General features: G+C 54.0%; 21 protein-coding genes and 1 tRNA gene. 13 read left to right on the top strand and 9 right to left on the bottom strand.

The genetic code is table 11. The annotated features are described in order from the left end of the window. Positions 1 to 289: 289 nt before the first annotated feature. Complete coding sequence (locus LKE28_10040; GenBank protein ID MCH3908550.1) at positions 290 to 568, bottom strand: helix-turn-helix domain-containing protein; 279 nt, start codon at positions 566 to 568, stop codon at positions 290 to 292. A 163-nt stretch (positions 569 to 731) separates the two neighbouring features. On the opposite strand from LKE28_10040, the gene LKE28_10035 reads away from it, so the two are divergent. Continuing rightward, on the top strand, positions 732 to 1,889 hold the full coding sequence (locus LKE28_10035; GenBank protein MCH3908549.1) for a hypothetical protein: 1,158 nt from the start codon (positions 732 to 734) through the stop codon (positions 1,887 to 1,889). Between the two features lie 63 nt (positions 1,890 to 1,952). Here LKE28_10035 and LKE28_10030 read toward each other — a convergent pair whose 3' ends face one another. The 5 genes from LKE28_10030 to prfA all read right to left on the bottom strand — a co-directional run bounded on the left by LKE28_10030 (position 1,953) and on the right by prfA (position 7,244). Then, positions 1,953 to 2,507 carry a TetR/AcrR family transcriptional regulator gene (locus tag LKE28_10030; protein MCH3908548.1) on the bottom strand — a complete coding sequence of 185 codons (555 nt, stop codon included), beginning with the start codon at positions 2,505 to 2,507 and terminating at the stop codon, positions 1,953 to 1,955. A gap of 120 nt (positions 2,508 to 2,627) precedes the next feature. Next, positions 2,628 to 3,113 carry a hypothetical protein gene (locus tag LKE28_10025; GenBank protein MCH3908547.1) on the bottom strand — a complete coding sequence of 162 codons (486 nt, stop codon included), beginning with the start codon at positions 3,111 to 3,113 and terminating at the stop codon, positions 2,628 to 2,630. Positions 3,114 to 3,302: 189 nt separating this feature from the next. Continuing rightward, a complete protein-coding gene (locus LKE28_10020) occupies positions 3,303 to 5,336 on the bottom strand; it encodes a bifunctional (p)ppGpp synthetase/guanosine-3',5'-bis(diphosphate) 3'-pyrophosphohydrolase (protein MCH3908546.1) in 2,034 nt (677 codons plus the stop codon). Further along, positions 5,321 to 6,178 carry a peptide chain release factor N(5)-glutamine methyltransferase gene (gene prmC, locus LKE28_10015; GenBank protein MCH3908545.1) on the bottom strand — a complete coding sequence of 286 codons (858 nt, stop codon included), beginning with the start codon at positions 6,176 to 6,178 and terminating at the stop codon, positions 5,321 to 5,323. The genes LKE28_10020 and prmC overlap by 16 nt, the downstream gene beginning before the upstream one ends. A 1-nt stretch (position 6,179) precedes the next feature. Continuing rightward, the gene (gene prfA, locus LKE28_10010; protein MCH3908544.1) at positions 6,180 to 7,244 is read right to left on the bottom strand and encodes a peptide chain release factor 1; all 1,065 of its coding nucleotides are present in this window, start codon (positions 7,242 to 7,244) and stop codon (positions 6,180 to 6,182) included. Between the two features lie 151 nt (positions 7,245 to 7,395). Here prfA and LKE28_10005 point away from each other — a divergent pair, with 151 nt between their 5' ends. Next, positions 7,396 to 8,085: a hypothetical protein gene (locus LKE28_10005; protein MCH3908543.1), complete on the top strand. Its 690-nt coding sequence runs from the start codon at positions 7,396 to 7,398 to the stop codon at positions 8,083 to 8,085. A gap of 67 nt (positions 8,086 to 8,152) precedes the next feature. Beyond that, positions 8,153 to 8,224, top strand: a tRNA-Val gene (locus LKE28_10000). A gap of 45 nt (positions 8,225 to 8,269) precedes the next feature. Here LKE28_10000 and LKE28_09995 read toward each other — a convergent pair. Further along, entirely contained in the window at positions 8,270 to 8,896 is a 627-nt protein-coding gene (locus LKE28_09995) for an HAD-IA family hydrolase (GenBank protein ID MCH3908542.1), read from the bottom strand. 2 nt (positions 8,897 to 8,898) lie between these two features. Then, a complete protein-coding gene (locus LKE28_09990) occupies positions 8,899 to 9,786 on the bottom strand; it encodes a carbohydrate kinase (GenBank protein ID MCH3908541.1) in 888 nt (295 codons plus the stop codon). Positions 9,787 to 9,911: 125 nt separating this feature from the next. On the opposite strand from LKE28_09990, the gene LKE28_09985 reads away from it, so the two are divergent. The 9 genes from LKE28_09985 (at position 9,912) to LKE28_09945 (ending at position 19,641) form a co-directional block, all read left to right on the top strand. Beyond that, positions 9,912 to 11,714: an alpha-amylase family glycosyl hydrolase gene (locus tag LKE28_09985; protein ID MCH3908540.1), complete on the top strand. Its 1,803-nt coding sequence runs from the start codon at positions 9,912 to 9,914 to the stop codon at positions 11,712 to 11,714. A gap of 107 nt (positions 11,715 to 11,821) precedes the next feature. Continuing rightward, the gene (trpB, locus tag LKE28_09980; GenBank protein ID MCH3908539.1) at positions 11,822 to 13,006 is read left to right on the top strand and encodes a tryptophan synthase subunit beta; all 1,185 of its coding nucleotides are present in this window, start codon (positions 11,822 to 11,824) and stop codon (positions 13,004 to 13,006) included. Then, entirely contained in the window at positions 12,999 to 13,787 is a 789-nt protein-coding gene (gene trpA / locus LKE28_09975) for a tryptophan synthase subunit alpha (protein MCH3908538.1), read from the top strand. Before trpB ends, trpA begins: the two co-directional genes overlap by 8 nt. A 21-nt stretch (positions 13,788 to 13,808) precedes the next feature. Then, entirely contained in the window at positions 13,809 to 14,726 is a 918-nt protein-coding gene (locus LKE28_09970; GenBank protein ID MCH3908537.1) for a substrate-binding domain-containing protein, read from the top strand. Continuing rightward, positions 14,727 to 16,226, top strand: a complete 1,500-nt coding sequence (locus tag LKE28_09965; GenBank protein ID MCH3908536.1) for a sugar ABC transporter ATP-binding protein — start codon at positions 14,727 to 14,729, stop codon at positions 16,224 to 16,226. Continuing rightward, entirely contained in the window at positions 16,223 to 17,164 is a 942-nt protein-coding gene (locus LKE28_09960) for an ABC transporter permease (GenBank protein ID MCH3908535.1), read from the top strand. Before LKE28_09965 ends, LKE28_09960 begins: the two co-directional genes overlap by 4 nt. Next, the gene (locus LKE28_09955; protein MCH3908534.1) at positions 17,164 to 17,640 is read left to right on the top strand and encodes a hypothetical protein; all 477 of its coding nucleotides are present in this window, start codon (positions 17,164 to 17,166) and stop codon (positions 17,638 to 17,640) included. Before LKE28_09960 ends, LKE28_09955 begins: the two co-directional genes overlap by 1 nt. 49 nt (positions 17,641 to 17,689) lie before the next feature. Beyond that, the gene (locus LKE28_09950) at positions 17,690 to 18,544 is read left to right on the top strand and encodes a hypothetical protein (protein ID MCH3908533.1); all 855 of its coding nucleotides are present in this window, start codon (positions 17,690 to 17,692) and stop codon (positions 18,542 to 18,544) included. Then, entirely contained in the window at positions 18,541 to 19,641 is a 1,101-nt protein-coding gene (locus LKE28_09945; GenBank protein MCH3908532.1) for a M20/M25/M40 family metallo-hydrolase, read from the top strand. Before LKE28_09950 ends, LKE28_09945 begins: the two co-directional genes overlap by 4 nt. Here LKE28_09945 and LKE28_09940 read toward each other — a convergent pair. Next, positions 19,627 to 20,901, bottom strand: coding sequence for a Y-family DNA polymerase (locus tag LKE28_09940; GenBank protein MCH3908531.1), 1,275 nt, complete (start codon positions 20,899 to 20,901; stop codon positions 19,627 to 19,629). The genes LKE28_09945 and LKE28_09940 overlap by 15 nt on opposite strands. A gap of 77 nt (positions 20,902 to 20,978) precedes the next feature. Between LKE28_09940 and umuD the strand changes: the two genes are divergently transcribed. Next, on the top strand, positions 20,979 to 21,371 hold the full coding sequence (umuD, locus tag LKE28_09935) for a translesion error-prone DNA polymerase V autoproteolytic subunit (GenBank protein ID MCH3908530.1): 393 nt from the start codon (positions 20,979 to 20,981) through the stop codon (positions 21,369 to 21,371). Positions 21,372 to 21,485: the final 114 nt, after the last annotated feature.

The raw sequence follows: 21,485 nt of genomic DNA, 5'->3' as shown, positions 1-21,485 counted from the left end.
GTATGATTTTGCAACTCAACTGAATACATTGGGTGTTGATGTTCAATTGGTGATGTACCCAGGAGCAGGACTGAATCATGAATACCAATTCTCAATGAATTTGCCAGAAGCACAGGTAACGTTTGAAAAATTAGTGGAGTTTGTGAGAAAGCAAGGTGCGTAATAAAAGAACGTATTATGGCAGATGGATAAAAAAGGCGCGAATTCACCAAACAGAATAATTTGTTTTTCTTTTTGCAATTTTTCTTGCCACAAAATAAAGTTTAATTTGTGGCAAGATAAATAAATGTCAAGAAATTCTAAAATTTGTGTAATGTGTTTTTTTCTTTTTCACAATATGTGTGTGTGAACAATACTCAGGTTCTCCATCTCTGCAAACTAAAGGATATTTTAACCCGAGGATTGAGCAAAGTTTAACGAGATTTTCTTGTGTAGGATTGGTATATCCTGCTTCATATTTGCTCACCATAGAATCTGATAAACCAATTGCACGAGAAAGTGCAATACGTGTAAATCCAGCTCGCTCCCTAGCTTGTCTGATAATGCATGCCAAATCTATTTGTCTCATATTCTTCCTCCTTAATGCCAGAATAATAGTGAATTAAGGAATTGACAATACACTAGAAAAAGTTTGCAGTTTCTTGATTGTGAAGAATTGTTAAGAATGAAAAAAAGCACTTAACTTCTTTCTTAAACAGAGTATATTTTTTCATTGAGAGGTAGAAAGTACTATGAAACAAGTACATGGTTTCCGTTTGGTAGTTATTTTGCTAGTGTTGGTGTTCATTTCTAGTGGCCTTTCCGCCGAATCATTAAGTGGAAAGAAATATCAATCATTTCAGGTGCTTGACCTGTCACTTACAAGCTATTCTGATGTAAAAAAAGCGTATGAAGAAATGCAAAATGAATACATTTCAGAATATCAAGATCTTCGAAAGCAATTACAAAAGGCATTCAATCAGAACAATGCAACAAAGTATTATGCTACCTTGCAACAAATTAAGGATTTACCTGATCCGACACTTTCTGCTGAACAAACAGAAATGCTAGTCACTCGGATGGCAAATGCAACAGGGGAAGAAAAAGCGCAGTGGGCTGATTGGTTGTTTGAAAACAGCAAATATTATCATCCAACTCTTTCGCTCACATTATCTAATCAAAGTGAAAATCGTAAAGTTGCATATAGTCAAACCATTTCTATCAAGCCAGGCGAGAAAGTTACTCTTCCAACAATAGATATTGGTGGAAATAATGGAATTTTTGTAGGGTGGGGGATTACTCCCGATGAAGTGAAGTATAAAGCAGGCGAAGAAATTTCAATGCCTTATACTGACCAAAACCTTTATGCAATTTTCCAAGATGGAATTAAATTCTCTGATTCAGTTACGAACCTAAGTCAGATAACACAAGGGAATTCTGCTAAAGTTCCTTCTGTTGTCGCCCCTGATTCAAGCTATATCTTTGATGGCTGGTACAATAATGATACAGGAGAGAAATTGACGACAGATTCCGTTTCTCTTCCTGATGGGGTAGCAAGCGCTTCTTATAGTGCATCCTGGAAGTCGATTCGTTTTGATGCAATCAATACCAAATATTATAAGAATTTGACGATTCCTGCTGGCGAACAGGTTTCTGTTTTGTTCACTCTGAGTAACCAGGGAAACGAAACATTGAGTGGTGTTACGGTAACATTGGAGAGTACCAACCAAAGTTTGCGTGTTCTCTCTTCCAATCTTTCAGCAAGATATATCCGTCCACAGGAAAAACGAGAAGGAAGCTTCTTGGTGTTGGTGAGTGGACAGCCAGGAGATAAAATAGATGCGACTGTCAAAGTCACAGATAGCGATGGTGTTTCTTGGAGCCAGCCTGTTACTTTTACAGTAAAATAGAAAGTTAAAAACTTTCTTAATCATTTGTGATGCCCTCTTGAAAAAAGAGGGCATCAATTTTGCTTAATTCACTTTTTTCGCGGGAGTGAGGGATGCAACAAGCAATGCCACCATTGCAATAAAACTTGCATCTGTCCCTGTAGCATTTTTAAAATATCCTAGGTTCTCCAGTTGTATATATCCAAAAACAGCAGCACTATATGCCCTAATAAAATGTTTTGCGTCATTGGGTGCTAATGTGAACTCTGCGAGAGGTTTATCTATGAGTCGCTCAAGTTCCATACCTCCTTCATTAGCGGACAGAATAAAAACTGTTTTAAAGAGTTCAGGGTTTGTCTTTGCAAACTTGCGTATTGCTATGGCTATAGAAACGAGAGCTTCTTTCCCTTCTTTTCCTTCCCCTGCAGTATGAACGACATTTTGGAGTTGTTCGATTGCGCAGAGACTAATAGCTTTCTTAAGATCTTCCAGATTCTTCATATGATTATAAAGTGAAGATGGTTTTACTCCTAAGCGATAAGCCAATTCATGTAAAGAGAAATTCCCATAACCCATCTCTTCTATCATTTCTGTCGCGCCATGAACAATGATGTCTTTTGAAATGCGTTTCTGAGCCATAGAATACCTCCATACGAATGATGTTAGTTTTATTGTATGCTAACACTGTTCGTTTGGCAAGAAAAAACAAAGTCTGCATAATGGAAGAAACAATAATTGGTGATTACATGTTTGGATTTTCTATTTTGCTTCCCCGCTCATTGCCCTGAACCCGATGGTGATGATCCATACGAACGTAACGGCTTGAGGAATCATAAGAACCCAAAGAGAAGGAGCATAGCGGATCCAAATGACTACTGGAATATAACAAGCATAGTTGCAAGCAATTGCCAAAGACATCCAATGGAAATGTTGGTCATTAGCTTTCTTTGATTCAATTGCGAAAAAGATACAGACAAGAACGCCTAATGCGATATATGGGATAGCTCGTACAATTCCAATTGTCCATGAGGGCGAACGCGTAATCCAATGATTCTGTGGGAGCACATGAAGTACAAAGGTTGCCCCTGCACAAATGTACACACACACCATGAATGGAATGTGACCTTGAATCCGGTAACGAAGACGGGCTACATGATAGAGCAGCACAAAAAACGTCACATGGGAAAGAAGAGCAACCAGCATCCCGATTCCACTGACCCAAGCATTTGTCTCAAGATTCCCCATACTGAGCGCATAGGCCCGTGGAAGGAGATACATGGCATCGCCCGTACCAAGCAACAGAGAAGCGACCGCAAACAACCAGTACTGCTTCCGTCCATGGCACCTTCGTACCATTACACTTCCTGTCGTCATGACAATGACAAGATATACAAGATAAAAAGCGGTCTCAAAGAGATTTCTCATGCGTTCGCCTCAGTTGATCGTCGTGATATTAACGATGGATGGAATGGTCTTCAGACTCTTCATGATTTTGTTGAAATCCTCCTCATGAGCAACTTCCATGGCGAAATTCCCAATCAACCGGCCTTCAGGGTTGTCATGAAGGTTTCCGCTGATCAAATGGCCTTGGTATTTATGGATAGCACCCTCAATCTCTCCAAACAAATCATTGGTGCGTTTGGAAATGATGGAAAAATTGCGTGTAAGCCGAGGATTGCCTGTTTCCCACTCAACATCAATGACCCGGTCTTCCATCTCACTCATGTGCCGAAGGTTTGGGCAATCCTTTTTATGGACAATAATACCTCGACCACGTGAAATATATCCGACGATATCGTCTCCTCGTACAGGATTGCAACATCGGGCGAGATGGATCATCATGTTTCGCTCATCACCGACTTTCAGTTTGGAAAGCCCGCTGTTGTTCACATGACGGACAATACCATCCGCATCCGGAACAAAGGTGGATGTCGTCTGTTGTTCTTGTTTGGGAGGTTGGGGTTCCTCGCTCTTCCGTTTGGCAATAATGTCGTTGTCGATCAAAATATCTTGGTCGTACTTGTTCAACCATGCCTTGATCTTCTTTCTCGCACCAGACGTCTGGGCATAGCGCAACCATTGGACATGGGGATGGGCGTTCGGACTGGTCAAAATCTCAATGACCTGGGTATTCTTCAGCGGGGTGTCCAAAGAGATGATCGAACCATCCGCTTTCGCCCCAACGGTATGATTGCCTACCTCCGTATGGATCTGATAGGCGAAATCAAGAGCGGTCGCGTTTGCCGGCAGTTCGATGATGTGACCCTGAGGCGTAAACACATAGATGGTGTCCTTTAGGATTTCATCCTTGATGTCATCCATGAACGACTCGCTGTGCTCGATCTCATTTGACCAACTCTGGAGCTTGGAGATCATCTTGGAGAATTGTTCGCTGTCCATCTTGGACCACGCGCCACTTTCTGAGCCTGATTCCGCCTTGTACGCCCAGTGGGCGGCGACACCATATTCGGCGGTATAGTTCATCTCCTTGGTGCGGATCTGAATCTCCAACAGCTTCCCATCCAGCGACATCACCGTCGTATGCAGGCTCTGGTAGTTGTTCGCCTTTGGCATGGCGATGTAATCCTTGAATCGCCCTTCGATCGGGGGCCAAAGGCTATGCACGACACCAAGAATCGCATAACACTCCGTAACGGAATTGCACAGGATCCTCACGCCGAGGATATCGAATATCTCATCGATTTCCTTTTTCCGCTTCTTCATCTTCATGTAGACGGAGTAGGCGTGCTTGACACGGCTGGAAACGATGATATCGGAGATCTGCGCCTCGCTGCAGGCCCGGTAAATGGATTTTTCCACTCGTCCCAGATAGGCGGTCTGCTCACCTTTCTTGCCCATCAGATAGTCCTGGATAAACTGATAGACATCAGGCTTCAGCGTCTTCAGGGAAAGATCCTCAAGCTCATCTTTCAGCCAGGAAATGCCAAGCCGATCCGCCAGTGGCGCGTAGATGTCCAGACACTCTTGGGCGATCTCCTTGGCTCGCTCCGGCTTGAGATGCTGAAGGGTGCGCATATTGTGGAGTTTGTCGGCCAGCTTGATGATGATCACCCGGATGTCCTTGCTCATGGCGAAGAACATCTTGCGAATCGTTTCCGCTTCCGCCGCGCTCTTGTTCATTGTCTTCAGCGCGCCGATTTTCGTTACGCCTTCCACCATGTCCGCAACCGGTTTTCCGAACAGGTGCTGGATATCCTCGTACGTAGTGGACGTGTCTTCAATGGTATCATGCAGGAGCCCGGCGCAAATGGTATCGGCATCCATTTTCAGTTTGATCAGGATTTCGCCGACGGCTAATGGGTGGATCAGATACGGTTCCCCGCTGGCCCGTTTCTGGTTCGCGTGCTTCTCTGCCGCGAACGTCGCCGCGGCCAGGATCTTTTCCTGGTCTTCCTTGGGATACTTGAACGCTTTCTGGATGAAACGTTCGATCAGCTGGTCGTACATGCGATCTCTCCCCAAACGACGCGTTCTTGGCCTGTAAGGTCCTTTTCACTGTACTCATTCACAAACCCATTGGCAAGTAGAAGTCGCTTCGCCGCATTGATTTGCCGGTCATCACACTCAAGAAACAGCTTCCCTCCAGGGGTGAGGTGCTCGACAGCGGCGGGAACCAGGCGCCGGATCAGATCAAGCCCATCGTCACTGCCACCATCCAACGCCAAGATGGGTTCTTTCCTGACTTGGGGGTCCGCCTCTTCAATCCAGGAAGGAGCGAGGTAAGGGGGATTGGATACGATGACGTCAAAGATGCCGTCAATGTGGGAAAACAAATCGCTTTGGACAAGCGTATATGGAACATCGCAAAACCTTTGCGCGTTTTTGTCTGCGACGGCAAGCGCGTCGGTACTGATGTCGGCCAACGTGACGGGACAATGAAGTTCCCGGGAGAGCGTGATGCCGACACAACCGCTTCCCGTGCACACATCCAGGAGCCTGAGAGATGGGGAAGGAGTGGTTACGCGGAGAACCGTCTCCACTAACGTCTCCGTATCAGGGCGAGGGATCAACACGCGGGGATCGACAAGAAAATCCAACCCGTAAAACTCTCGGTGTCCCAAGAGATAGGCGATGGGGATATGGGACAATCGTTTGGAAAGAAGATTCCGCAGTTCCGTTTCTTCGTTGTCATCGAGAAGCTGGTCGCGCCGGGTGACCAGCTCGGTCGGACTCAATCCCGTGGCGTGTTCCACCAAAAGCTTCGCCTCCAGATCCGCCGTCGGCGTCACGGAGGCTTCTGTGAGCGCGCGCCTGACGAAGCGGATCGCTTCCCAGGTCCGCCATGCCATGTCAGATATCCTTCAGCGCCGCTTCTCCCGCGGCGATCTTCAGCGGATCGATCACCAGATCCAGGTTTCCCGCCATGATCTGGTCAAGTTTGTACAACGTCAAGTCAATGCGGTGGTCGGTAAGCCGGTTCTGAGGGAAGTTGTAGGTACGGATCCGCTCCGACCGGTCGCCGGTTCCCACCATGCTCTTTCTCGCCGCAGCGCGCTCGGCGTTCTTCTTGGACTCCTCCAGGTCGAGCAACCGTGCCCGAAGTACCCGCATCGCTTTGTTCTTGTTTTTCAACTGGCTTTTCTCATCCTGCTGGATGACGACCAGACCGGTTGGGATGTGGGTGATCCGCACGGCGCTGTCCGTCGTGTTGACGCATTGGCCCCCATGACCGCCCGCTCGCATCACATCGATGCGGATGTCTTCGTCACGGATGACGATATCTGTTTCTTCCGCTTCGGGAAGCACGGCGACTGACGCCGCGGATGTGTGGATTCTTCCTCCGTTCTCCGTTACCGGAACCCGTTGGACACGATGCACACCGCTTTCCCAACGGAGTGAGCCATACACATCCTTGCCGCTGATGGAGACGATGATTTCCTTGTATCCGCCCAAATCGATCTGGTTGGCGCTGAGCACTTCCATTTTCCAACCTTTGATCTCAGCATACCGTTTGTACATGTCGAACAGATCGGCGGCGAACAGCGCGGCTTCGTCACCACCAGTTCCTGCCCGAATCTCCATGATGATGTTCTTGCCTTCCAAGGGATCAGGGGGGACCAGCATGATTTTCGCTTGTTCCTCAGATGCCTCGTATTGTTTGGAAAGGCCGGCAAGTTCCTCTTTCGCCAATGCGACCATTTCCGGCTCGCTTTCCGTACGAAGGAGCGCTTCGGCATCTTTGATCTGGTTGTCCAACGCTTCCAACTCGGTCAGCTTGTCCACGATGGGAGCGAGGTGCCCGCGTTCCTGCATCAGGGCTTTGTACGCGGACATGTCCCGTGTCGCGTCGGAACGCGAAAGCTTTTCGTCGAGTTCTTCGAGTTGTTTGCGGAATTCTGGCAGTTTCTCCAACATACGGGTAAGTATACCTAAAAGATTGGCGCTATATCAACAAGCTACACGGGACATGTTTCAAATGAGCGGAAACTGATATTTGTTGTTTACACCTTGTTTTTTCCATTGTACAATTCCCTCAAAAATTGAAAACACACAAGGAGAAAGATACATGGTTTCCCTCTCCGACACTTTGGTAGGGGCGCTTGATGCTGTGAGTGAGGCTACGGCGGGGTTTTTAGGGACAAGCATTCATCGAAGTGGATTGTCGATTCCCCAACTCAGTGACGCATGCCGGATTTCAGAGCGTACATTGAAGAGTTATCTTCTTGAAAAAAAGCTCGGGAACTTCTATCCATTTTCCATTGTTTTGATCGCGATAGGAGCTCAACATGAGGATTGGTTGGACGCACTTAAGCAAGAGACACCCCACGCGATGCCGCTGTTCAGCCGGACTGGTTTCGCTCGAGCCAACGCGTACTTCCGTAAAACGTCCCGAAACAGATCCATGGAGTTTCGGCAACGGTATCATCGTGTAGACACTTCCATCATCCACCAATCCAACGACAACTACAAGCATTGGGCAAATTTGGCGCAAATTGTGGCGATGGCGTACGATTTCAATGTATCTCTGGGGGCGTACATGGCAGTGGTCTCCGAAAAATCCCAAGAACGGTTGTTGGAATTGCTCGTCAAAGGGGAGACGATCGACGACGATGAATTCATCATCATGGACGAAAGCAGCGTGGATGATTTCGTCCATCACATGAAACCGAAACTCGCCGGGCCAACCGCATCCTTGTCTCCTTTATCCCACCCATGGAAGAGCATCGTTGTGCCACAACGGACATTCCTTCCGTGATGTGTAACGGGTTTTCTTTTTTTCCTATGGACAAAGACTCGGTTCTTTAGTAGGATGACATTGTTTCGGACGAGTAGCTCAGTGGGAGAGCATCGCTTTCACACGGCGGGGGTCGTTGGTTCAATCCCAATCTCGTCCAAATCGGGTCCAGGACTTCGGTTCTGGATCTTTTTTTGTATTCGTATCACGCCAAAGGGGGCGTGAACCCATACCTCTGGTTGAGAAACGCTTCCAGATTGGTCGCGTCCGGGTCTTCAGAGAACAGGTATTGGTAGGAAGGGATGCCGGCCTCTTGCGCTCCTTTGATGTTTTCCTCACGGTCATCAATGAACAGGCAGAGAGCCGGTGCGACGCGCTCTTTGTCCAGGACCGCGTGGAAGTATTCCTGGCTGGGCTTTGCCAGATGCAGCAGGTGGGAAGGGTAGTGGGCGCTGAACACTGACATATCGGCGTACCGGAAACAGACGTCCCAGTTTGGTGCGTAGGTGTTGGATGCCGAGACGAGGCGGATGCCATGGGCCTTCAGCGCCTTGAATACTCGTTCCATTCCTTTGATCGGCGTACCGTCAAAATAGGTGGTGAACGGATCTCCGGTCACGTTGACATGATAGGTGATGTTCACCGTCTTCCAGAATTCCTCGATGGGAAGGATCCCCTCATACAACATGGTGGCGAACCCGTTGAGGTACCAAGAGGTGAATTCTTCTTTGGGAAGGCCATAAATTTGGCAGATACGGGAAATAACCCCGTGCCAGCGAACATATACGTCCCCGATGTCGGAGATGACCAGGCGAAGTGGCTTATGGACCATGTTCACCTTCGTACCGGAATTCCTTGTTCTAGGAGAAAGCGGGTGATCTGCTGGTCATACGGAGGAATCGCTCCACGATGCGCGCAGACATAATCGGCAAGGGTGGAGCCGACGGCCAGCGCTTTCTTCGCGTCGTTGGTGGCCAGATAGGAAGTAAGAAATCCCGCTGACAGACTGTCTCCCGCGCCGACGGTGTCCGCCACAGGGACGTCCCCGCATGGCATGTCGATCTTCTTGTCTTCCTGGTAGCACGTCGACCCATGTTTTCCTTTGGTAAGCAAGACCACCGGGATGCGGTACTCGTCCATCAGGAACCGGACCATCCGCTCCTCATTTGCTTCCGGTCCTCCGGAAAGGGAGGAGATCAACGGAAGTTCCTCGTCATTCATCTTCAGGATGGTGGCGTATTCCAGGCCACGGTGGATGATATCCTCCGTATAAAAGCGTTTCCGGATGTTGACGTCAAAGAAGACTTCCCGGGACGGGACGGAGGATAAGAGATCTTCCAGCGTGTCCCTGCTCGTCGCGCCACGCTGGGCGAGCGTGCCGAAATAGATCAAGTCGTAGCGGGACTCAGGGGCTTTCACCAACGTAATGTCATCCCACGCGCATGGCTCGTTGAACGTATAATCAGCGTTTTTCCCAACCAGGGAAATATCGGCTCGTCCCGTAGGATACGCGCTTGTTTTCAGATAGGATTCATCCAGACCGAATGACATGATCTCTTTCCTTGCTTCCCGTCCAAGCTCATCGTCGCCTACGGCGCTGACAATGGCGCCTTCCCCTCCCAGTTTTGACAGATGGGCCGCCACGTTCAGCGGCGCGCCTCCCAATGTCCGTTTGTCCGGGAACACATCGAACAGAATTTCCCCAAACGCCAAGTACTTCACGCCAACCTCCTTTCCCGTATCATACGCCGTTCCTTTGGGGCGTGGAAGAGTGAAACGAAGGGAAGTTTGCACAAGAAACATTGCGCGTTCGGCATTTTGCATCTATGGTGATAGATGGAGGGACTATGTCAGGATACGAAGCACGTTTTGCCGCCCGCAAGGATGAGTTGGAATGGCTGTACAAGGAACTGTACGGAGATAATCGCTGGTATCTTGACCAGCTGGAGAACACGTTGGCCGGATACGCACGGGAACGTCCATTGGATCTCAGGCACCTGGATGATGCACGGGAGGCCCATCCCGGATGGTATCTCTCCGAGAACTCCTTGGAAGTGAAGGTGCATGTCAGACGTTTCGCAGGGGATCTCGCGACCATGCAGGAGAAAATCCCCTATCTGAAGGAGGTCGGCGCGACCAGTCTCCGGCTGGCGGTCCCATTCCGAAACCATGGTGGGTTGGTGGAGGATTTTGACGAACTGGATCCTCAGCTGGGAACAAAGGCCGATCTCCAGCGCCTGTGCGCAAAGTTTCTGGCCCGGCAGGTTGACATCCGTCTGGAACTTCCGATGAACGCCACCTCGTCCACCCATGCCTGGGCGGCGCTTGCCCGTCGTGGCAACGCGGAATTCCGTCAGCGGTATGTCATCGCCGATGACGCCGAAACAAGGAAGGCCATGGCGATGGCCGATGGCGTGTACCACCATGACGAGGAGCTGGGTGGTTGGATATTCTCCTCAGCGGGTCCGGGCGGTTGGGATCTTTCGTACCACAATCCCGTCGTGCTTAATGAAATGATCTTCATGATGTGCCGATGGGCCAATCTGGGAGTCACCGGCTTCCATTTGATCGGACTGCCGTACCTGTGGAAGGAACCGGGGACGTTGTGCAGAGATCTTCCTCGGGTGCATACCCTCCTGAGAATCATCCGGTTGGCGTTGGAGAGCGTCGCGCCTTCCGTCGTGCTCAGCGGAGAGTCCGGTTTGGCGATGTCCACCTATTTCGGAACCCGTTCCAAACCGGAATGCCATGTGATGGACGACAAGGATCTGGCGGCGAACCTGTTCTCCGCCCTGGCCAGCCAGGATGCCCGGGTGCTTCGATGGAGGACGGAAGACTTGCTGTCATTACCGTCTCACTGCGTGTTTACCGCGTCCCTTGGGGGCTCTGATCCCATCTCGTGGCATATCAACGCCCAGGACCTGATGGCGATCGGTCTGGATCCCGCGAAGCATCAGGTATTTCTGTACCAGTTTTTTGAAGGGACGTTCCCCGGCAGTTACGCCCGAGGCCGGCTGTACGGGTATGATCCCGTCGCGCGTACGGCATCGGTCTGCGGCACGCCGGCCAGCCTCTGCGGCATCGAAGCGGCCTTGGCGGAAGGGCAGGGAGTGGCACTGGCCCGGGCGATCCAGCGGTTGCTGTTGCTTGGGACGACACTGTTCTCCCTGAAAGGCGTGCCATCCCTGCAGAGCGGGGATGAGATCGCCCAGCTGAATGATCTCTCTTCCCCCGATGGGGATGCCAGAACATTGTTGCAGGCGCCGTTCGACTGGGACAAAGCCGCTTCTCGCAACGATCGGCGAACCGTGGTGGGCAGAGTGTTCTCCGCGCTATCCGACATCGCGTTGAAACGAGGCTCCACCGGATATTTCGCCCCGGACGCGACGGTCTCCACGTGGGACGCCCAGAATGACCACGTGCTGGCCATCCGGAGAGTGAAGGGTGGGAAAGTACTGCTCTGCCTGTCCAATTTCTCCGACGCGCCCCAGAAAGTGCGTTTTTCCTTCTTCACCGGTATGTATCGCGACCTGTTCACCTCCAAAGTAGTCAGCCCGGGATGGGGGTTCACCATGCAGCCGCTGGAGTATCTCTGGCTGGAATCGGCGGAGAATTCCTCCATTCTGGACGCCCGGGAGACGGTGGGTTGACGGGGAAGTGAAAAAAACGAACAAAAATTCCTAGGAGTGATTGATTCTCTTTGAAGAAACATGCTATGCTTTTCTGTGTTCTTATAAAAAGAAACAGGAAGGCATGCATGCATATCGGAAGATTCGGACAATATGGCGGGCAGTACATCCCTGAGACGTTGATGCCCGCGGTCACCGAGCTTGATCAAGCGTATACCAAGTACAAGGACGACCCCGAGTTCCAAGAGGAGCTGTCCCGCCTGCTCAGGGAATACGCAAACCGGCCGTCTCTGCTGTACAAAGCGGAACGGCTTACGGAAAAGCTTGGTGGGGCGACCATCTATCTGAAACGTGAGGATCTCAACCATACCGGCGCGCACAAGATCAACAACGTGCTCGGGCAGTGCCTGTTGGCCAAACGGATGGGGAAGACCCGGGTCATCGCAGAGACCGGGGCGGGGCAGCATGGCGTCGCTACGGCGACGGTCGCCGCCCTGATGGGCCTTGAATGCGAGATCTACATGGGAAAGGTGGATACCGAACGGCAGGCGCTGAACGTCTACCGCATGAAACTGCTCGGCGCCAAAGTCCATCCGGTGGAAAGCGGGACGATGACGCTGAAGGATGCCGTCAATGAGACGATGCGGGAATGGACCAGCCGTATCAAGGATACCCACTACGTGCTTGGCTCGGTGATGGGCCCTCATCCGTTCCCCACCATGGTGCGGGATTTCCAATCGGTCATCGGAAAAGAGGTGAAACAACAGATCCTCCAGAAGGAAGGGCGTCTGCCTGATGCCATCCTTGCCTGTGTCGGCGGAGGCTCGAACGCCATGGGTATCTTCTATGATTTCATCCCCGATACCTCTGTCCGGTTGATCGGCTGTGAGGCTGCGGGCAGGGGTGTGGATACCAAGGAGACGGCAGCCACCATGGCCACCGGGACGCTTGGTGTGTTCCATGGGATGAAGAGCTACTTCTGTCAGGACAAATACGGGCAGATCGCGCCGGTCTATTCAATCTCCGCTGGTCTTGATTATCCGGGCATCGGGCCGGAACATGCCTATCTCAGGGACATCGGAAGGGCGGAGTATGTGCCCATCACGGATGATGAGGCGGTGGACGCGTTCGAGCTGCTTTCCCGGACGGAGGGGATCATTCCCGCCATCGAGAGCGCTCACGCCGTGGCGTATGCCACCAAACTGGCGCCGGTCATGGGCAAGGGGAAGATCATCGTGGTCAATCTTTCCGGCAGGGGTGACAAGGATGTCGCCGCCATCGCCCGGTATCGCGGGGAGGCGCTGTATGAATAGGATTGCTGAGGCGTTCCGCCATGGAAAGGCGTTCATCGGGTTCGTCACCTGTGGGGATCCGGATATCGAGACAACGGAAAAACTCGTGGTGGCGATGGAACAGGCGGGAGCGGATCTCGTCGAGTTGGGTATCCCGTTTTCCGATCCCATCGCCGAAGGCCCGGTGATCCAGGCCGCCGACGGAAGAGCGTTGAAGGGCGGCTTCACCTGTGATGCATTGTTCCCCATGGTGCGGCGGCTCCGAAAAACGGTTCGCATCCCGCTGGTCGTCATGACGTACCTGAATCCTGTCTTTGTCTATGGAAAGGACAAGTTCGTCTCCTTGTGCCAGGAAAGCGGTGTGGATGGCCTGATCATCCCGGATGAGCCGTTTGAAGAAAAAGACGAGATGCAGGACATCTGCGCCCGCCATGAGGTGAAGTTGGTCAGCATGATCGCGCCCACCTCCCAGGAGCGGATCGCGCGTATCGCCAAGGAAGCGGAGGGGTTCGTCTACTGCGTCTCTTCCCTCGGTGTCACCGGTGTCAGGACGACGATCAGCGACGCGGTGGCCGATATGGTGCGGGAAGTGAAACGGAACCGGGACATCCCCTGTGCCATCGGGTTCGGGGTCAGCACGCCAGAGCAGGCGGAACACATGGCCTCGTTCTCCGACGGCGTGATCGTTGGCTCGGCGATCGTCAGGATTGTAGCGGAGCACGGTCGGGACAGCGTCCCGTTCGTAGCGGAATATGTGCGTTCGATGAAACAGGCGGCGGCGCGCGCTTGTACCAAAGCATAACCAGGTGAGGAGGAACAGAAGATGAGGCGATTTATTGGATTGATGCTGGCAGGGTTGCTGGTGATGGGAGGGCTCTTGTTCGCCCAGGGCAACGCGGAGACGAAGAACAATCAGGTGATGATCATCACCCCGTACTTGTCTTCGGTGACCACCAAGGCGATGTGTGATGACATCCAGGCGGGATTGAAAGCCAAAGGGATTCCTTCCAGCGTGATCGACACCGCTTCGGATTTCGGAGCGTTCGGCAGCAGGATCGAGGACGCGACGGCGACCCGGCCGTTGGCCATTGTGATCGTCAGCGCAGATCCCAATCTGGCGTTGCCTCAGATCAAGGACGCCATCGCTGCCGGAGTGCCGGTATTGGGATGTGACAGCGGGTTTGTCGATGGAATGACCCTGAACGCCACCAGCGACAACTACGCCATGGGCAAGCAGGTCGCCACGTATCTGTTCCATGATCTGATGGGAGACAAAGGGACAGTCGTTTCGCTTTCCCACCGGCCCCATCCGGGGGTCGTAAAGCGCAGCGAGGCGTTTGATGATCTGATCAAGCAGTATCCCGGCATCACGATGCTCACCGAGCAGCACGTGCCGGTTCCCAACGCCATTGAGAATTCCCGCCAGATCATGGAGAACCTGCTTGCGGCGTATCCCGAGAAGGGAAGCATCACGGCAGTGTTCTGCGGCTGGGATGAGCCGGCTATCGGCGCCACCCAGGCCGCGATGGCCGCCGGGCGGGATGAGATTCTGATCACCGGGGTCGACGGAACCAGTCAGGCGCTGGATCTGATCGCCCAGGGCACTCCGCTGAAGGCTACCTTGGGGCAGGATTTCTCCGGTATGGCCCAAAAGGTGGTGGATACGGTATACGCGCTCTCCCAAGGGAAACCCGGCCCGATGAGCGAAGTGTATGTCGCCGGCAACCTGCATACCAAATAAATGGCGGTTGCCGTCGCGCTTTCCCATCTGTCCAAGGCGTTCGGTCCGACGAACGCCTTGACGGACCTTTCCCTCTCGTTTGAGCGTGGGAAGGTGCATGCCATCGTCGGAGAAAACGGGTCAGGGAAATCCACCATGATCAAACTGCTCTCCGGTGTATACCACCCGGATTCAGGGACGATCCGTTTCCCTGATCATCTCTATCAACGGCTCAGCGTGGAGGAGAGCAGGGCGGAAGGGGTCGCCGTGATCCATCAGGACCGGACGCTGGTACCGACGCTCAGCGTCCGGGAAAACCTGTTTCTTGGGGTTCCTGTTCCCCATTCGTTTGGCCGGATGAATGTCGGTGAGATGGACCGGCAGGCAACGGAAGCGATGGAATCCATCGGCGTTTCGTTGAATCTTTCCGTACCGGTATCCCGCCTCAGTCCGATCGACCAGACGCTGGTGCTCCTCACCCGGATGCAGATGCAACGGGCAAGAATCGTCATTTTGGACGAGGTGACGGCCGCGTTGACCGACCGTGAGACGGATATCCTGTTCGGGATGATCCGCGCGATGCGCAAGAACGGGGTGGCGATCCTGTACGTCAGTCATCGGCTTGAGGAACTGCCGGTCATCGCCGATACGGTGAGTGTGTTGCGCTCCGGCCGTCTGGTTGCCACATTGGCGAACGAAGAGGCCACCAAAGACCGCTTGATCTCCCTGATGTCCGATTCCCAAGATGTCCATGTCCTGGAACACGCCGAGAGCCAGATCGGAGAGGTGGCGTTGTCCGTGTCTCATCTTTCCGTCCCCGGCAGCAGGGTGAAGGATGTGTCGCTGCAGGTTCGTCATGGGGAGATTCTTGGCCTGTTCGGCCTTGCTGGCAGTGGGAGAAGCGAACTGTTGGAGGCAATCTATGGAGCCCGCCCGATTTGTGGCGGTGAGATCCAGTTGCAGGGAAAACGGATGGGAAAGCATTCCCCTCAGGAGAGTATCCGGCGGGGAATGGCGTTGATCTGCGAGGACCGCAAGGTCAAAGGGATGTTTCCCCGCATGTCGTTGACGGCCAATGTGATCATGACCAGTTTGAGGGCATTCGCCCGGCCGCGGGGGTTGGATCTTCACCGGGCGGAACGGGACGTCACCACGTTGCTCGATTCCCTTTCCGTGGTATGCGAGGGACCGTGGGAGAAAATGTGGAAACTCTCCGGAGGAAACCAGCAGAAGGTGATCGTCTGCCGCGCGCTCCTGCAGGGGGCGCGGGTATGGTTGTGCGATGAGCCGACCATCGCCATCGACGTGGTGACCCGCAGGCAGATCCATCAGGTGCTTCGTTCCCGCTCGTTGGACGGGGATGCCATTCTGATGGTCTCCAGCGATGTGCGGGAACTTTTGGAAGGATGTGATCGTATTGCCGTCCTTTCCCAAGGACGGATCATGGATGTGCTGGAAAATGATCATCTCTGTGCGCAGGATGTACTTTCGGTCTGTTATCAAGGGGAGAGAACGGAATGAGCGACGTATTGAAACGATATGGTACCGTAGTGGTCCTTGGCGTGGTGATGGTCACCTTTTCCATCCTCCAGCCGAGGGCGTTCATGACGATGGGCAATCTGTTGTCCGTCTCACGGCAGATATCCCTGCTGGTGATCATCGCTCTTGGCGCTACCGTGGTGATGGTGGTGGACGAGTTCGACCTTTCCATCGGGGCCGTCGCTTCGTTCGCCGGCATCCTGTACGCGTTGCTTGCCCGATCTGGCATGCCGCTTTTCGCGGCGTTTTTGCTGACACTGGGCGCGTCGGCGCTGTTTGGTCTGGCCAACGGGTTTCTGGTGACCCACTTTGGGATCCTTTCGTTCATCACCACGCTGGCTACCGGTACGCTGTTGGGTGGCGTGACGTTCGCCATCAGTGACGGCGCCACGATCTTTCATGATCTTCCCAAGGCGTTCACCACGATGGGGACGATGACCTTCGGCTCGGCGCGGATCCCCCTGCTCAGCCTGATCATGCTGGCGCTCTGCGTGGTGGTCTGGTACTTCCTCAGCCGGATGGTGGCAGGGAGGGAACTATACGCCATCGGCGGCAACCGTACCGCTGCCTGGATGTGCGGGTTGGGAGTCAAACGGGGGACTTGTCTGGCGTTCTCCCTCTCTTCGGTATTCGCCGCCCTGGGGGGGATGCTCCTGGCAAGCCGGCTTGGTTCGGCGAGTCCCTCGGCGGGAGACGCCTATTTTCTCAAGGCGTACGCCACCGTGTTCCTTGGCCGGACGGTCAGTGAGGAAGGAGTCCCCAACGTGTGGGGGACGTTCGTCGGCGCGGCGATCCTCGGGGTCATCGCCAACGGGCTGACCATTCTGCAGATTCCCTCCTGGGTGCAGGACGTCCTGACCGGATGCATCATCATCATCGCCATCATCGCCCAGAAACGGCTGGGTCCGAAGGAGGAGTGATGTTCTTTTCGTTGGATTTCGGTTCGACCTCCGTCAAAGGCGTGTTGGTTGACCAACAGGGAAAAATCGTCTCCCGTGGGACGGTGGATGTGGCTACCCACAAGGGGGAGCAGCATCCCCAGGATTGGATCGCCGCGTTCCGGACGCTGGCGAACATGATCCAGGGCCGTCCCGTTGACGGGGTGATCTGCGCTTCCCAGATGCAGGATCTGATTTTGGTGGACAAAACAGGCCGGGCGGTGATGGATGCCATCCTGTACCATGACACTCGAGCCGAGGACCAGGCCCGACGTTTGGAATCGTTCGGGGACGCTTCTTCTCCGGCGGCGAAAATGCTTTGGGTGAAGGAGAACAAACCAGAAATCTGGAAAACGACGGACAAAGTTCTGTTCGGCGCCAAGGATTATGTGTTGCTTGCGTTGACGGGAAAGGTGGTGTGCGACACCACCACGGCGTGCACCACCAGTCCTGTATGACACTTCCTCCCGGACGTGGAGGAAAGATCTGTTTTTTCCTTCCCGGATATTGCCCGCCCTCCGCGCGCCGGGTGAGGTCATCGCAACGGTGACCAACGGTTCGTTTGGCGTGCCCGTCGGGGTACCGGTATATGCCGGTATCGGGGATTGCGGGGCGACGACCTATGCCGCCGGTCTGGTGGAGGAAGGGGACGTCAACATCAATCTGGGAACCACCGGATGGGTGGCGACCATCACCCATGAGGTTCATCCCTCCGACGGGGTGTTCCATCTGGTGGACGCCTCGGGCAGCGCGTTCATCAGGGTCGTGCCGTTCTTCAACGCGGCGAATGTCTACGCGAAAGCGTTGGAACTGACCAGAATGGACTATGCGGAAGCGGAACAATTGCTTCAGCGAAACCAACCCGCCTGCGCCAAAGGCGTGTTCGCCGTTCCGTATCTCAACGGGGAGCGGTTTCCGGTCTGTGACCCCGACATCCGCGCCTCCGTCGTCGGTCTGGACGGAGAGGCGACCGGCGCCATCGTCGCGTTGGCGTTCCTGGAAGGTGTGGCGTTCTCCCTGCGTATGGCGATGGAGCATCTGGCGCTCCATCCGTCGTACGTGTCCGTCATCGGGGGAGGCGCGAGGAGTGACGCCTGGTGCCAGGTGGTGGCCAACGCGCTTGGAGTTCCTGTCCACCGGTTTCCGGAGAGCCAGTATGAAGCGGCCAGAGCGTTGGTCTCCCTGGTTCAGCGGTTCGATGAACGCCCCGAACCGTCGGATGCTTCCGGCTACCAAGTGTTCCTTCCTGATCCTGGGGCTACGGAACAATACCGTTCCTGCTATCCGTTGTTCACCCAATTGTGCGCCATGCTGAAAGATTTTGCCCACAACCAACGACAATGTCGTATACTGGGCGCATGAAACAGGAAACGTTGGATCTGCTTGCCACGCTTTCGCATATTCCCTCCCCATCCGGTCATGAGGAGCAACGGGCGCAGTTCATCCATAATTGGCTGTCCGGAGCGGGAATTGATTCCCAGATCGACCAGGCGCTGAACGTCATCATTCCCTATGGGGATGGACCCTCGTTCGACGTAGTCGCGGCGCACACCGATGTGGTGTTCCCTGATGAGGACATGTTGCCCCAGAAGTGGGAAGAAGGACGGTTGTATTGCCCCGGTGTGGGGGATGATACGGCCAATCTCACCTTGATGCTGCTCAGCCTGAGGGAACTGCGGAGACAGAACGTCAAGCCAGCCCATTCCATGTTGTTCGTCGCCAACTCCGGAGAGGAGGGGCTGGGGAATCTCAAAGGGGTGCGCGCCGTTTGTGAAACGTACGCCGGGCGGATCCGCAGCTTCACCAGCTTTGACGGATACATTGGGCACGTGGTGACCCGCGCCGTCGGATCCCGCAGATACCGCCTGTCCTTCCATTCCCAGGGAGGCCATTCGTACGCTGACTTTGGAAATCCCAACGCCATCGCCCAGGCGGCGGAGATGATCGCGTCCCTGTACCGTACGCAGATCGCGCCCAAAGGAGCCGCGACGTACAATGTCGGGACGATCACCGGAGGCACCAGCGTCAATTCCATCGCCCAGGATTGTTCGTTCACCTATGAGTACCGTTCCATTCATGAGCAATGGCTGTCCAAGATGGGGCGGTTGCTTGAGGGAACCATTGAAGATGCCCAAAAGGACGGGGTGGATGTGACGGTGGAGGAAGTGGGAAGCAGACCGTGTGGAAAAGCGGTGATCCCCGGTCGTGACGAGATGGTTCGGCTGGCGTCGGACTGCATGAAAGCCCAAGGCATTCCCCATGTGGACGCCGTCTCCGGTTCGACTGACTGCAACATTCCGCTTTCGTTGGGGATCCCTTCGGTTTGCTTCGGGTTGATCGAAGGGAAGGGCGCCCATACCCGGGAGGAGTATGTCGAGCTGGCCTCGTTGGATCGTGGGTTGGCGCTCTGCCTCCAGTATCTGCAAAAACTTGCCAGTGACGTGTCAACCATCGGATGAGAACAGCTTGGCGATCCGGTTGGCGTTCGCCACGGGAAGCTGGGTGATGTCGGTGGTGTAGCGGGGGGAAAGACGTCCTTGTTGCATCAGCGCCGCTTTGCTTTGCAATCCGGTGGCCCCCGGCACCAGGGACATCCTGCCGTATCGCGCGTGGATTTCCTCGACGGTCTCCTGCATCCGATCCCGCTTTTCGTGCCGCTGGATATCCTGGTCCGTTTCGTCCAGTTCCAACTGCCGGTCGGAGGGGCGTACCAGCCCGTTCGCCCAGACACGACAGCCTTTGTACCTGCCGGGACGATAGATTTCCCGAAGAATCGCCGCGCTCGCTTTGATCAGATCCGGGGCGTAGGAGGTTGCCTGCCTGAGCCGCATCGTTCCGATGGGACAGATGAAGTCTTCCCGAAACCGGTCGGTGAACGCGCTTACCGTGATCTCCGTGGTCATCAGATGATGTTGGTGCAGTTTTTCCGCCAGACTCATGCAGTGCCGCGCTGCCGCTTGACGGAGCCCGGCAAGGGTGTCGATCGGTTTGCCGAACGAGATGCCGCTGCAGATGGATTGCCGCTGTGGCTCTTCCAGGGAGATGACATCCATTCCGCGCAGTTCCATGACGGTCTTCAGCCCGGTGATGGATAGTCTGCGTCGTATCCACAGTTCATCCTTCTGGACGAGATCCCACGCCGTCGCCACGCCTGATTTGACCAGGGCCGGGCCGGAGCGCCACCCGATGCCCCACACGTCGGAAATGGCCGTCTTCTTGAGAAGTTCCGCTTCCATCTCGGGAGGAACGAACAGGGCGCCGGTGGTGTGTTTGCACGCTTCTTCCCCAGCTTTTGCCAGCGTTTTGGTCCGGGCGACGGCGATGGCCACCGGCATGCCGGTCCACTGGACCATCGTCTTCCTCAGCTGGTCGCACCATGCCTGGTCCGCTTCTTCCACGGTGAAAAACGATTCATCGATGGAGTACTGCTGTACCGATCCCACCAATTCCTTCAATGCCGCCATGACGCAGTCGGAAATGCTTTGGTACAGCGGATAATTGCTGGAGAAGACCGTCACGCCGCCACGGTCCACCACATCCTTCACCTTGAACAGCGCGTCCCCCCGTTTCAATCCCGCCTGTTTCGCCTCACGGGTCAACGCGACGATGCATCCGTCGTTGTTTGAGAGCACCGCCACCGGCTTGCCGAGCAGATCGGGACGGAACAGCCGTTCACAGGAAGCGTAGAAACTGTTGCAGTCACACAGTCCGTACCACATGATTCCATGATGAGCGAAAAGGGAAGGATTCGTCAAGAAGTACTTTACAAATGTTACCATTATGCTACGATGGAGCCATGGAAACGATTCCGTTCATCCAAGACATCATCCCCTGTGGCTTTCCTTCTCCCGCGGCGGACCAAAGTGAGGAGTCCATCAACCTGCAGGAGTATCTGGTGCGGCACAAGACCAGCACGCTGTGCGTCCGCTGCAGTGGCGATTCGATGAATGGCGCCCATATCATCGATGGCGACATTTTGGTGGTGGACCGGCAGATCCGCGCCAAAGACGGGGACATCGTGCTTGCCGTCTATGATGGCGCGTTCGTCATCAAACGGCTTCGTTTGCGTGGGGGAATGGCGGTGCTCCACGCGGAGAATCCAGCCTACCGTGACATTCCCATCCTCAGGGAGGAAGAGCTCTCCATCTCTGGTGTGGTTGTCGGTGTAGTGAGAAAATACGAGAAATGAGTGATGATTGTTTATTTATTTCAATACAAAAAGTTATGATCTTTCCAAGTCTGATGAAACCTTGACTCCCCTCATAAATCATGCTAGACTGCTTTTTCGTCGGGGCTGAACGAA

The sequence above is a fragment of the Sphaerochaeta sp. genome, from assembly GCA_022482495.1.
Classification (GTDB): domain Bacteria; phylum Spirochaetota; class Spirochaetia; order Sphaerochaetales; family Sphaerochaetaceae; genus RUG023.
This window is presented reverse-complemented; position numbering and strand designations above follow the sequence as displayed.